This window comes from Pseudomonas sp. S3_A03, assembly GCF_054668275.1.
The window spans coordinates 5,369,436-5,382,726 of the sequence record NZ_CP162753.1; the positions used below are offsets into that span (position 1 = coordinate 5,369,436).

Annotated in this window: 11 protein-coding genes; 9 read left to right on the forward strand and 2 right to left on the reverse strand. The window is 63.0% G+C overall.

The window, feature by feature from the left end; genetic code table 11:
• Positions 1-24 precede the first annotated feature (24 nt).
• Together AB4O25_RS24710 and AB4O25_RS24715 are read right to left on the reverse strand one after the other, a co-directional pair.
• Positions 25-1,512, reverse strand: a complete 1,488-nt coding sequence (locus AB4O25_RS24710) for a gamma-aminobutyraldehyde dehydrogenase (protein WP_080598170.1) — start codon at positions 1,510-1,512, stop codon at positions 25-27.
• Between the two features lie 103 nt (positions 1,513-1,615).
• Positions 1,616-2,527, reverse strand: a complete 912-nt coding sequence (locus tag AB4O25_RS24715) for a LysR family transcriptional regulator (protein WP_017529749.1) — start codon at positions 2,525-2,527, stop codon at positions 1,616-1,618.
• 167 nt (positions 2,528-2,694) lie between these two features.
• Here AB4O25_RS24715 and AB4O25_RS24720 point away from each other — a divergent pair, with 167 nt between their 5' ends.
• The 9 genes from AB4O25_RS24720 to prfB all read left to right on the forward strand — a co-directional run bounded on the left by AB4O25_RS24720 (position 2,695) and on the right by prfB (position 13,241).
• Positions 2,695-3,405 (forward strand): tellurite resistance TerB family protein, encoded by a 711-nt coding sequence (locus tag AB4O25_RS24720; protein WP_017529748.1) that lies wholly within the window; start codon positions 2,695-2,697, stop codon positions 3,403-3,405.
• 149 nt (positions 3,406-3,554) lie between these two features.
• On the forward strand, positions 3,555-5,177 hold the full coding sequence (locus AB4O25_RS24725) for a methyl-accepting chemotaxis protein (protein ID WP_460150099.1): 1,623 nt from the start codon (positions 3,555-3,557) through the stop codon (positions 5,175-5,177).
• Positions 5,177-5,689 carry a chemotaxis protein CheW gene (locus AB4O25_RS24730; protein WP_460150100.1) on the forward strand — a complete coding sequence of 171 codons (513 nt, stop codon included), beginning with the start codon at positions 5,177-5,179 and terminating at the stop codon, positions 5,687-5,689. Before AB4O25_RS24725 ends, AB4O25_RS24730 begins: the two co-directional genes overlap by 1 nt.
• On the forward strand, positions 5,686-6,939 hold the full coding sequence (locus AB4O25_RS24735) for a CheR family methyltransferase (protein WP_065877181.1): 1,254 nt from the start codon (positions 5,686-5,688) through the stop codon (positions 6,937-6,939). The genes AB4O25_RS24730 and AB4O25_RS24735 overlap by 4 nt, the downstream gene beginning before the upstream one ends.
• Entirely contained in the window at positions 6,936-7,634 is a 699-nt protein-coding gene (locus AB4O25_RS24740; RefSeq protein ID WP_460150101.1) for a chemotaxis protein CheW, read from the forward strand. Before AB4O25_RS24735 ends, AB4O25_RS24740 begins: the two co-directional genes overlap by 4 nt.
• The gene (locus tag AB4O25_RS24745; protein WP_068934108.1) at positions 7,631-9,901 is read left to right on the forward strand and encodes a hybrid sensor histidine kinase/response regulator; all 2,271 of its coding nucleotides are present in this window, start codon (positions 7,631-7,633) and stop codon (positions 9,899-9,901) included. Before AB4O25_RS24740 ends, AB4O25_RS24745 begins: the two co-directional genes overlap by 4 nt.
• Positions 9,898-10,908, forward strand: coding sequence for a chemotaxis response regulator protein-glutamate methylesterase (gene cheB, locus AB4O25_RS24750; RefSeq protein WP_017529742.1), 1,011 nt, complete (start codon positions 9,898-9,900; stop codon positions 10,906-10,908). The genes AB4O25_RS24745 and cheB overlap by 4 nt, the downstream gene beginning before the upstream one ends.
• Before the next feature lie 51 nt (positions 10,909-10,959).
• Complete coding sequence (locus AB4O25_RS24755; protein ID WP_017529741.1) at positions 10,960-11,961, forward strand: diguanylate cyclase; 1,002 nt, start codon at positions 10,960-10,962, stop codon at positions 11,959-11,961.
• Positions 11,962-12,145: 184 nt separating this feature from the next.
• Positions 12,146-13,241 (forward strand): peptide chain release factor 2 gene (prfB, locus tag AB4O25_RS24760; protein ID WP_100226016.1). Its coding sequence is split into 2 segments (ribosomal slippage): positions 12,146-12,217 and positions 12,219-13,241, totalling 1,095 coding nucleotides; the frame shifts between segments, so codons are not numbered across the junction.
• Positions 13,242-13,291 lie beyond the last annotated feature (50 nt).

Genomic DNA, 13,291 nt, shown 5'->3' on the forward strand with positions numbered 1-13,291 from the left:
TGACGCATGAGCGTAGTTGTTGTTTTAAAGATGCTGGCCGTGGCGAGCCATGATGTGGCGCACCACGCTGTAGTCCTGTAGCGAATCGCTGGACAGATCCTTGCCATACCCCGAACGCTTCAAGCCGCCGTGGGGCATCTCGCTGACCAGCATGAAATGGCTGTTGATCCAGGTGCAGCCGTATTGCAGGCGCGCCGCCACTTGCATGGCCTTGTCCAGGTTTTGCGTCCACACCGACGAGGCCAGGCCGTATTCGGACTCGTTGGCCCAGTCCACCGCGTGTTCCAGCTCGTCAAACCGCGTCACGGTGACCACCGGGCCGAACACTTCGCGCTGCACGATTTCATCATTCTGTTTACAGCCGGCGAGCAAGGTCGGCTGGTAATAAAAGCCCGCCCCGGAATGCACGGCGGCACCGGTGACGCGTTCGATATGCGGCTGGCCGAGGGCGCGTTCGACAAAACTGGCCACGCGGTCGCGCTGGCGCGTGCTGATCAGCGGGCCCAGTTCATTGTCGGCATCGCGCTTGCCGGCAAAACGCAGGCTGCTGACCGCTGCGCCCAGTTCGGCGACCAAGGTGTCGTGGATACCGGCCTGGGCGTAAATACGGCACGCGGCGGTGCAATCCTGGCCAGCGTTGTAATAACCGTAAGCGCGCACGCCCTCGACCACGGCTTGCAGGTCGGCGTCGTTGCACACAATGACCGGGGCCTTGCCGCCCAGTTCCAAATGGGTGCGCTTGAGGGTCTTGGCGGCGGCCTGGAGGATCTTTTGCCCGGTGACGATATCGCCGGTCAGCGAGACCATGCGTACTTTCGGGTGACTGACCAAGTGGCTGCCGACGCCTTCCCCGCCGCCACACAGGATGTTGATCACCCCGCGTGGTAACAAATCCTTCAGGGCCGGCGCCAGGGCGAGGATCGACAACGGCGTGTGCTCCGACGGCTTGAACACTAAGGTGTTGCCGGCGGCCAGTGCCGGGGCGATTTTCCAGGCGGCCATCATCAACGGGTAATTCCATGGGGCGATGGACGCCACCACGCCAATCGGGTCGCGCCGCACCATGCTGGTGTAGCCCGGCAGGTATTCGCCGCTGAGCTGGCCGGTTTGGCAACGTACGGCACCGGCGAAGAAGCGGAACACGTCGACGGTGGCACTCAAGTCATCCTGGCGCGCCAGGTGCAGCGGCTTGCCGCAGTTCAGGGATTCCAGGCGGGCCAGGTAGTCGGCTTGTTTTTCGATGGCATCGGCGATGCCGAGCAGGATGTTGGAGCGTTGCTGCGGCGTGGTGCGCGACCAACCGGCAAATGCACGGTGGGCGGCCAGAATGGCGCTTTCGACTTGCTCGGGGCTGGCTTCGGCGATCTGGGTGAGCACTTCGCCGGTGGCCGGGTTGAGGATCGGCTCGACAAACCCTTGGCCAGGGACCAGTTCGCCGTCGATCAGCAACGCAGTGAGCAGCGGAGTGGGCGCGCCGGACATTTTTCGTGATCTCTTTTCTTGTGCGGTCATGGGCGTTCTCTTACAAGGCGCCTGACCTTCTCTTAGGGGATCAACAGAGACTAGAGGCCAGGCACGAGCTCAACAAATACTAAATACTGAATGCAGCATTCGATTAAATAGATGGCTTGCGTGGGTGTGGCTGCTCCCGGGCCACGGTAAGGAATGGGTCGACCAGCGCGGGCCTTGCCGTGCCACGGCGCCAGGCCAGGCCTACGTCGAGGGTCTGGCTGAGGTCGGCAATGGGCCGCGCTTCAATGATGTCGCCCTCCAGTGACCAGGGCCGGTAGGTCATGTCGGGCTGGATCGACACGCCCAGGCCTGCGGCAACCAGGCTACGCACGGCTTCCGTCGATGCCGTGCGCAATGTGACGCGCGGTTGCAACCCTGCGCTGGTCCACAGGCGCTGGGCGTTGTGGCCCATTTCGTCGACGTTCAGTTGGATCAGCGGCTCGCGCGCCACATCGGCGAGGTTGATGCTGTCGTGCTCCAGCAGCGGATGTTGCGCCGGCAGCCACAGGCGATGGGGCGAATGGGTCAGCACTTCGGTCTGCAACGCATGGCGGTCTTCCAGGTTGGAGAGGATCAGCACGCCCACGTCGATCTCGCCGCTGACCAGCAAATGCTCGATATACGGGCGCTCGTCTTCCATCACGCGCAGTTCCACATTGGGGTAGGCACGCTGGAAACGGGTGAGCAGGTCCGCCAGGTAATAGCCGGCGACCAGGCTGGTCACGCCGATGATCAGCTGCCCAGCCACCTGGTCGGTGCTCTGTTGCAGGCTGCGCTTGGCGTTGTCGACGGTGGCGAGGATCAGGTGCGCCTGGCGCAGGAACTGGTGGCCCTGGTGGGTCAGCGTCATGCCCTTGGCGTGGCGGTTGAACAGGTTGACGCCGATTTCCTGCTCCAATTGCTGGATCGCCAGGGTCAGGGTCGATTGGGAGATGAACGCGGTTTGCGCGGCGGCGGAGATCGAACCGGTCTCGGCCACGGCAATGAAGTGCCGGATTTGACGCAGGGTCATCATGCTGGAATTACCGGTGGGGTGTTTTTATAGATTTGATCGAGTGTATATCGATTTTAGCGAACGGCACCGGCGTTACATCTGGAAGCACTCTAGATCGGGGTTTTTTGGCACTTAGTTTTACGCTGGTGGCCTATTGGTCCTATGAACCCAAGTGTCTGGAGGCTTTTATGAACACCCGTGGATTGCTCGATCAGTTGCTCAAATCGGGCCAGGACATGTTGCAAAACAAAGCTGGCGGCCAACGTAAGCAGGACGATAAAGGCGCATTGGGCGGTTTGCTCGGCAGCGGTGGGCTGGGCAGCCTGCTCGGCGGCGCGGGTGGCGGTGCCTTGGCGGCCGGCGCCATGGGCCTGTTGCTGGGCAACAAAAAGGCGCGCAAATTCGGCGGCAAGGCCCTCACTTATGGCGGGCTGGCGGCGCTGGGCGTGATCGCCTACAAGGCCTACGGCAACTGGCAGGCCAATCAGGCCGGCGCCCCTCGGGGCGAACCGCAAACCATTGACCGCCTGCCACCGGCCCAGGTCGAGCAACACAGCCAGGGCATCCTCAAGGCGCTGGTGGCCGCGGCAAAAGCCGACGGGCATGTGGACGAGCGCGAGCGCGCACTGATCGAGGGTGAATTCACCAAACTGGACAATGACCGCGAACTGCAAAGCTGGCTGCACGCCGAACTGAACAAACCGCTGGACCCGGCCGACGTGGCGCGAGCGGCCGGCACCCCGGAAATGGCCGCCGAGATGTATATCGCCAGCGTGATGTTGGTGGACGAAGAAAACTTCATGGAAAAGGCCTATCTGGACGAATTGGCGCGTCAACTCAAGCTTGAACCAGGTTTGAAACTGGAGCTGGAAAAGCAAGTGCGCCAAGCCACCCTCTGAGCCTTTGCGCTTATATCAGGCACCCCGTCTGGTGCAATACCCCGGGGTGTTTTTGCAATTTGCGAGCGCTGCATCCAAACCCATTGATTTATGAGGGCTTGCGCTCGGCTATACTGCCCTCCATTTGAATGGCCCTCCGAGGAATTACTGTGAAGAACTGGACCTTGCGCCAACGCATCTTGGCAAGCTTTGCGGTCATTATCGCCATCATGCTGCTCATGGTTGTGGTCTCGTATTCGCGGTTGATGAAGATCGAATCCAGCGAAGTCGCGGTGCGCGACGATGCGGTGCCGGGGGTGTACCTCAGTTCGATGATCCGCAGCGCGTGGGTCGACAGTTACCTGCATACCCTGGAACTTCTGGGCCTGCGCGAAGATAAAAAGCTCAGCGATGCCGACAAGGCCGAGTTCATAAGCTTCGAAACGCGCATGCTGCAGCAGATGGCGCTCTACGAGAAAACCATCGCCGCCGGTGACGACCGTTCCGAGTTCGACAAATTCGAAACCTTGCACCAGCTCTACAACAAGAGCCTGGCCACCGTGAAAGAAAGCTTGCAGCGCGGTGACATCGCGGCCGCGCGCAAAGAGTTCGACACGCAACTGACACCGGCCTGGACCGCAGGCCGGATGAAGCTCAACGACATCATTACCGAAAACAAGAACGTCGCCGACCGTGCGACCAACGCCATTGATGATGCGGTGTCCGCTGCGAAAATCAGCATGTTCCTGTCGCTGCTCGTGGCCCTCTTCGCCGCCGGCCTGTGCGGCCTGCTGCTGATGCGCGCAATCATGGCGCCGATGCAGCGTATCGTCGAAATCCTTGAGGTCATGCGGACCGGTGACCTGAGCAAGCGCCTGAACCTTGAGCGCAAGGACGAATTCGGCGCCGTGGAAACCGGCTTCAACGACATGATGACCGAACTGACGGCCCTGGTGTCCCAGGCCCAGCGCTCGTCGGTACAGGTGACCACCTCGGTGACAGAGATTGCCGCCACCTCCAAGCAGCAGCAGGCCACGGCCACTGAAACCGCTGCCACCACCACCGAAATCGGCGCCACCTCGCGGGAAATCGCCGCCACGTCCAAAGACTTGGTCCGCACCATGACCGAAGTGTCCACCGCCGCCGACCAGGCTTCGGTGGCCGCCGGTTCCGGCCAGCAGGGCCTGGCCCGCATGGAAGAGACCATGCACTCGGTGATGGGCGCCGCCGACTTGGTGAACGCCAAGCTGGCGATCCTCAACGAGAAGGCCGGCAACATCAACCAAGTGGTGGTGACCATCGTCAAGGTGGCCGACCAGACCAACCTGTTGTCGCTCAACGCGGCCATCGAGGCCGAGAAGGCCGGTGAATATGGACGCGGTTTTGCCGTGGTCGCCACTGAAGTGCGCCGCCTGGCCGACCAGACCGCCGTGGCCACCTACGACATCGAGCAGATGGTGCGCGAGATCCAGTCGGCGGTCTCCGCCGGGGTGATGGGCATGGACAAGTTTTCCGAGGAGGTGCGCCGTGGCATGTTCGAAGTGCAGCAGGTGGGCGAGCAACTCTCGCAGATCATCCACCAGGTGCAGGCGCTGGCGCCGCGCGTGGTGATGGTCAACGAAGGCATGCAGGCCCAGGCCACCGGTGCCGAGCAGATCAACCACGCGTTGGTGCAACTGGGCGATGCCAGCAGCCAGACGGTGGAGTCCCTGCGCCAGGCCAGTTTTGCGATTGATGAGCTGAGCCAGGTTGCGGTGGGCCTGCGCGGCGGCGTTTCGCGTTTCAAAGTCTGATGAGCGACCTCGCGGCTAAACGCGGCGCCGTCCCGGCAGCGAAAAAGGCGTTGTTCCTGGTGTTTCACATCGGCAGTGAACGGTATGCCCTCAAGGCCACCGAAGTGGCCGAAGTGCTGCCACGCCTGCCGCCTAAGCCGATCGCCCATGCACCGCTGTGGGTCTCGGGCATCTTTGCCCATCGCGGCGCGCTGGTGCCGGTGATCGACCTCAGCGCATTGACCTTCGGCACCCCGGCCCAGGCCCGCACCAGCACGCGGCTGGTGCTGGTCAATTACCAGCCGCACCCGTGGATAGAAGCGCGCTGGCTGGGGCTGATCCTGGAGCAGGCCACCGACACCCTGCGTTGCGACCCGGCGCAGTTCCAGCCCTACGGCCTGGACAACCGCCAGGCGCCGTACCTGGGGCCCGTGCGCGAAGACGCGCAGGGCCTGATGCAGTGGATCAGCGTGAATGACCTGCTCACCGATGAAGTGCGCGCCTTGTTGTTTTCTGCCGAGCTGAGCCTATGAGCCACGACCCACGCTTCTTTGTCTTCTTGAAAGAACGTATCGGCCTGGACGTCGCATCGGTCGGCGAAGCGATCATTGAGCGCGCGGTGCGCCAACGCAGCCAGGCGGTGCAGGCGCAAACCGCAGGCGAGTACTGGCAGCACCTGCAAAGCAGCGAAGATGAACAGCAAGCGCTGATCGAAGCGGTGATCGTCCCCGAAACCTGGTTTTTCCGTTACCCCGAGTCCTTTGCAACCCTGGCCCGACTGGCCAAGGCGCGCCTGCTTGAGATCAAGCAGATGCGCGCGCTGCGCATCCTCAGCCTGCCGTGTTCGACCGGCGAAGAACCCTATTCGATCGCCATGGCCTTGCTCGATGCGGGCCTGGCGCCGCACCAGTTCAAGGTGCAGGGAATGGACGTCAGCCCGCTGTCGGTGGAGCGCGCGCGACGGGGTGTGTACGGCAAGAACTCCTTTCGCGGTGGCGACTTGGCGTTTCGCGAGCGCCATTTTGTGGAGTGCGGCGACGGTTACCACATCGCCGACCGCGTGCGCGAACAGGTGCGCTTGCAAGTCGGCAACCTGCTCGACCCGGCGCTGCTGGCCCATGAGGCGAGCTATGACTTCGTGTTTTGCCGCAACCTGCTGATCTATTTCGACCAGCCGACCCAGCAGCAAGTGTTCGATGTGCTCAAGGGCCTGACCCACGTGGACGGGGTGCTGTTTATCGGCCCGGCCGAGGGCAGCCTGCTGGGGCGCCATGGCATGCGCTCGATTGGCGTGCCGCAGTCATTCGCGTTCAGCCGGCATGCGGAGCCGGTGGCGCCTGCGCCAACCTTTGTGCCCATGCCCCTGCCGCCGCGCAGTGCGGCACCCATCCCCGTCAAGCCGCGACCGTTCAGCACCGCCAGCGCGCACGTCGTGCCGATCAAGCCGGCGCTCGCCGATGCAAGCACCTTGCTCAGCCGTATCGCCACCCTGGCCAATGAGGGCAAAAGTGCCGAGGCGCGGGCCGCGTGCGATCAGTATTTGAGCAGCCACCCGCCGGCCGCCCAGGTGTTTTACTGGCTGGGGCTGCTCAGCGATGTGGACGGCAGCGCCCTGCAAGCCCAGGGGTATTATCGAAAAGCCTTGTACCTGGAACCCCAGCATCCGCAGGCCTTGATGCACCTGGCCGCGTTGCTTGAGTCCCAGGGCGACAGCGCGGGGGCGCGCCGTTTGCAGGCGCGGGCCGCCCGTAGCGAGCGAGCTGACAGTGAGTCCAAACGATGAGTAGCCCTGACGCGCTCGACACCGCCGGCCTCGACCTGACGCTGGCCGATACCCAAGCCATCGACGATTGCTGGAACCGCATCGGTATTCACGGCGACAAGTCGTGCCCGCTGCTGGTGGATCACATCCATTGTCGCAATTGCTCGGTTTACTCGGCGGCCGCTACGCGCTTGCTGGACCGTTATGCCTTGCAGCAGGATGACCGCCGCCCGACGGCCGCCAAGGTCGACGAAGAGATCGTGACCCGCTCCTTGCTGATGTTTCGCCTCGGCGAAGAATGGCTGGGGATTGCCACCCGCTGCCTGGTGGAAGTGGCACCGTTGCAACCGATCCACTCGCTGCCGCACCAGCGTTCGCGCGCGCTGCTCGGCGTGGCCAATGTGCGTGGCGCGCTGGTGGCGTGCCTGTCGCTGGTGGAACTGCTGGGCCTGGACACCACCGGCAACGGCACCGGCGGTGGGCGAGTCATGTCGCGCATGTTGATCATCGCCGCGCAGGATGGGCCGGTGGTGGTGCCGGTGGATGAAGTGGACGGCATCCACGCTATCGACGAGCGCACCCTGGACGCCGCGTCGGCCTCGGGCGCCCAGGCCAGCGCACGCTTTACCCAGGGGGTATTGCAGTGGAAGGGCCGCAGCCTGCGTTGGCTGGACGAGGCGCAATTGTTGTCCGCCGTGACTCGGAGCCTCACATGACCCCCGACCAGATGCGCGATGCCTCGCTGCTGGAACTGTTCAGCCTGGAAGCCGATGCGCAGACCCAGGTGCTGAGCGCGGGGCTGCTGGCCCTGGAACGTAACCCGACCCAGGCCGACCAGCTCGAGGCCTGCATGCGTGCGGCGCACTCGCTCAAGGGCGCGGCGCGCATTGTCGGCATAGACGCCGGGGTGAGCGTGTCGCATGTGATGGAGGACTGCCTGGTCAGTGCCCAGGAAGGCCGCCTGTACCTGCAACCCGAACATATCGACGCCTTGCTGCAAGGCACCGACCTGCTGATGCGCATAGCCACGCCGGGCAACAGCCTGGGCCCGGCGGATATCGACGCTTATGTGGTGCTGATGGAGCGCCTGCTCGACCCCTCGCAGCCGACCGCCAAAGTCGCGCCGCCGCCCGCCGTACCCGCCCCCGTCGTTGAAGCGCTGGCGCCGGACCCGGAGCCTGCGCCGCCGGTCGTCGGCGACACGCCACGCCAGAACAAACACATGACCGAAGGCGGCGAGCGCGTATTGCGTGTGACCGCCGAGCGCTTGAACAGCCTGTTGGACTTGTCCAGCAAGTCGTTGGTGGAAACCCAGCGCCTCAAGCCCTACCTGGCCGGCATGCAGCGCCTCAAGCGCATTCAAAGCCAGAGCGTGCGCGCCCTCGACGTCCTGGACGGCCAGCTCAAGCCGCTGGCCCTGAACCTTGAAGCCCAGGAAGCCCTGGCCGATACCCGCCGCTTGCTGAACGAAGCCCAGGCCTTGCTGGCGGAAAAAGTCGCCGAACTGGATGAGTTCGGCTGGCAGGCCGGGCAACGTGCCCAGGTGCTCTACGACACCGCACTGGCGTGCCGCATGCGCCCGTTTGCCGATGTGCTGGCCGGGCAAACGCGCATGGTGCGGGACCTGGGCCGCAGCCTGGGCAAGCAGGTGCGCCTGGAGATCGAAGGCGAAAAAACCCAGGTCGACCGCGACGTGCTGGAAAAGCTCGAAGCGCCACTCACCCATTTGCTCCGCAATGCCGTCGACCACGGCATCGAAACCCCTGAACAGCGCCTGCTGGCGGGTAAACCGGCCGAAGGGCTGATCCGCCTGCGCGCGTCCCACCAGGCCGGGTTGCTGGTGCTGGAACTGAGCGACGATGGCAATGGTGTCGACCTGGAGCGCCTGCGCGGCAGCATTGTGGATCGCCACCTTTCGACCCTGGAAACGGCGCTGAACCTGAGCGAAGAGGAACTGCTGACGTTCCTGTTCCTGCCGGGCTTCAGCCTGCGCGACAAGGTCACCGAAGTGTCCGGGCGCGGCGTCGGGCTGGACGCGGTGCAGCATATGGTGCGCCAGTTACGCGGCGCGGTGGTGCTGGAGCAGACGGCGGGGCAGGGCAGCCGGTTCCATCTGGAGGTGCCGCTGACCTTGTCGGTGGTGCGCAGCCTGGTGGTGGAAGTCGGCGAAGAAGCCTACGCGTTTCCATTGGCGCACATCGAGCGCATGTGCGACCTGGCCCCCGAAGACATCGTGCAACTGGAAGGCCGCCAGCATTTCTGGCACGAAGGCCGGCATGTCGGCCTGGTCGCCGCCAGCCAATTGTTACAGCGCCCGCCGGGGCAGAACAATGATCAAACCTTGAAGGTGGTGGTGATACGCGAGCGCGATGCGGTGTACGGTATCGCCGTGGAGCGTTTTGTCGGCGAACGCACCCTGGTGGTGTTGCCGTTGGATGCGCGTTTGGGCAAGGTCCAGGATATTTCCGCCGGTGCCTTGTTGGACGACGGCTCGGTGGTGCTGATCGTCGATGTGGAAGACATGCTGCGTTCGGTGGACAAATTGCTCAACACCGGTCGCCTGGAACGTATCGCCCGGCGCAGCCAGCAGGCCACCGAGGCGCCGCGCAAACGCGTGCTGGTGGTGGACGACTCGCTCACCGTGCGGGAGTTGCAACGTAAATTGCTGCTTAATCGTGGTTACGAAGTGGCTGTGGCGGTCGACGGTATGGACGGTTGGAACGCCTTGCGCTCCGAAGACTTCGACCTTTTGATCACTGACATTGATATGCCTCGCATGGACGGTATTGAATTGGTCACACTCTTGCGCCGTGATACTCGCCTGCAATCATTGCCGGTGATGGTGGTGTCGTACAAAGACCGAGAAGAAGATCGTCGCCGTGGCCTGGACGCCGGCGCCGATTACTACCTGGCCAAGGCCAGTTTCCACGATGACGCGCTGCTCGATGCCGTGGTCGAGTTGATCGGAGGCGCGCGGGCATGAAGATCGCGATCGTCAATGACATGCCCCTGGCGGTAGAGGCGTTGCGCCGTGCCTTGAGCTTCGAACCCGCGCACCAACTGGTGTGGGTGGCCGCCAATGGCCTGGAAGCGGTGCGGTGCTGCGCCGAGCTGACGCCGGACCTGATCCTGATGGACCTGATCATGCCGGTGATGGACGGGGTGGAGGCCACGCGACAGATCATGGCCGAGACGCCGTGCGCGATCCTGCTGGTGACCGTCGACCGCCAGGCCAATATGGGCCGGGTCTTCGAAGCCATGGGGCATGGCGCCCTGGACGTGGTGGACACCCCGGCGCTGGGCGTGGGCAACCCCAAGGATGCGGCGGCGCCGTTACTGCGCAAAATCCTCAATATCGGCTGGTTGATCGGCCAGCGTGGCAGTCGCGTACGGGCCGAAACCACGCCGGCGCGCCATACCGGCAAACGCCAGAGCCTGGTGGCTATCGGCTCCTCGGCCGGTGGCCCCGCAGCCCTGGAGATCCTGCTCAAGGGCTTGCCCCGCGACTTTTGCGCCGCCATTGTGCTGGTGCAACACGTGGATCAGGTGTTCGCCGCCGGCATGGCTGAGTGGCTGAGCAGTGCCTCCGGGTTGCCGGTGCGCCTGGCCCGTGAAGGCGAACCGCCGCAAGGCGGGGTAGTGCTGCTGGCGGGTACCAACCACCATATTCGGTTACTCAAAAACGGAACGCTGGCCTACACCGCCGAGCCGGTGAATGAGATTTACCGGCCGTCGATCGACGTTTTTTTCGAAAGCGTGGCCAGCTACTGGAGTGGCGATGCGGTCGGCGTACTGCTGACCGGCATGGGCCGCGACGGTGCTCAAGGCCTCAAGTTGATGCGGGAACAAGGATATTTGACCATCGCCCAGGATCAGCAAAGCTGCGCGGTGTATGGCATGCCCAAAGCGGCGGCGGCAATTGATGCCGCTGTTGAAATTCGCCCACTGGATAGAATTGCGCCCCGGTTGCTGGAGGTCTTTGCACAATGAGCAGGGTCTTTGGCAGCGCTGGCTTGCAGGCAGTAATTCAGGTGACTGCACATGAATGATTTACAGATCGATGGCATCAAGACTGACGAAAACGCCGCCATGGTATTGCTGGTCGACGACCAGGCCATGATCGGCGAAGCCGTGCGACGCGGCCTGGCCCATGAAGAGAATATTGATTTCCACTTCTGCGCCGACCCGCACCAGGCGATTGCCCAGGCCATTCGCATCAAACCGACGGTTATCCTGCAGGACCTGGTCATGCCAGGCCTCGACGGCCTGACCCTGGTGCGTGAATACCGCAACCACCCGGCCACGCAGAACATCCCGATCATCGTGCTTTCCACCAAGGAAGACCCGTTGATCAAGAGCGCGGCGTTTTCGGCCGGGGCCAACGATTACCTGGTCAAACTGCCGGACAACATCGAACTGGTGGCACGTATCCGCTATCACTCGCGCTCCTATATGACCCTGTTGCAGCGCGATGCGGCTTATCGTGCGCTGCGGGTCAGCCAGCAACAGCTGCTGGACACCAACCTTGTGCTGCAACGGCTGATGAACTCCGATGGCCTGACGGGGCTGTCGAACCGTCGCCACTTCGACGAATACCTGGAACTGGAGTGGCGCCGCGCCATGCGTGACCAGACCCAGCTATCGCTGCTGATGATCGACGTGGACTTCTTCAAGACCTACAACGACAGCTTCGGCCACGTCGAGGGCGATGAAGCGCTGCGCAAAGTCGCTGACACCATCCGTGGAGCAAGCAGTCGCCCCTCGGACCTGCCGGCGCGCTATGGCGGCGAAGAGTTTGCCCTGGTGTTGCCGAACACCTCGCCGGGTGGGGCGCGTCTGGTGGCCGAGAAGCTGCGCATGGCCGTGGCCGCGCTGAAGATCCCGCACATAGCCCCGGTTGAAGGCTCGAGCCTGACCGTCAGTATCGGGCTGTCGACGATGACACCGGTGCAGGGCACCGATTGCCGAAAATTGATCATGGCGGCGGACAAGGGCTTGTATACCGCCAAGCACAACGGGCGCAATCTGGTCGGCATCGAGTAATTCGAGGCGGGCACAGCTTCATCAACTGACAGGCCCTCATCGGGAGCAAGCCCCCACATGTGATCGCGGTTATTCGGTGAATCGTGTGTAAACACTGGCCTTTTCGCCAAGCGGGCTGCCGCTCCCGCCCGTTTGCCGTTATACTCGCCGGCTTTCAAAAGTTCGCCAACGAGTGCTGCCCGCCATGGAAATCAACCCGATCCTTAACACCATCAAGGACCTGTCCGAGCGCTCCGAAACTATTCGGGGGTATCTTTGACTACGATCAAAAGCATGAGCGTCTGACCGAAGTCAATCGCGAGCTTGAAGATCCGAGTGTCTGGAACAAACCTGAATACGCCCAGGAACTGGGCCGCGAGCGCGCTGCGCTGGCGCAGATCGTCGATACCCTCGACGAGCTGAACACCGGTCTGGCCGATTGCCGTGACCTGCTGGACATGGCCGTCGAAGAAGACGACGAAGGCGCAGTGGGCGATGTCGTCGCCGAGCTGGCCCGTCTCGAGGAAAACCTCGCCAAGCTCGAATTCCGCCGCATGTTCAGCCACGAAATGGACCCGAACAACGCCTACCTGGACATCCAGGCCGGTTCCGGCGGCACCGAAGCCCAGGACTGGGCCAACATCCTGCTGCGCATGTACCTGCGCTGGGCCGACAAGCGCGGTTTCGACGCGACCATCATGGAACTGTCGGCCGGCGAAGTCGCGGGTATCAAAGGCGCTACCGTGCACATCAAGGGTGAATACGCCTTTGGCTGGTTGCGTACCGAGATCGGCGTACACCGTCTGGTGCGCAAGAGCCCGTTCGACTCCGGCAACCGCCGCCACACCTCGTTCTCGGCCGTGTTCGTTTCGCCAGAGATCGACGACAAAGTCGAAATCGAGATCAACCCGGCCGACCTGCGTATCGACACCTACCGCTCCTCCGGTGCCGGTGGCCAGCACGTAAACACCACCGACTCGGCCGTACGTATTACCCACGTACCGACCAACACCGTGGTCAGTTGCCAGAACGAGCGCTCCCAGCACGCGAACAAGGACACCGCCATGAAAATGCTGCGGGCCAAGTTGTACGAGCAGGAAATGCAGAAGCGCAACGCCGCTTCCCAGGCGCTGGAAGACACCAAGTCGGACATCGGCTGGGGTCACCAGATCCGTTCTTATGTGCTCGACGCGTCGCGGATCAAGGATCTGCGTACCAACATCGAACGCAGCGACTGCGACAAGGTGCTCGACGGCGATATCGACGAATACCTGGAAGCCAGCTTGAAATCAGGGCTGTAAACCGTCAGCCAAGACCCAAGTCCCCCGCCACCAGTGGGGGCAACGAACCT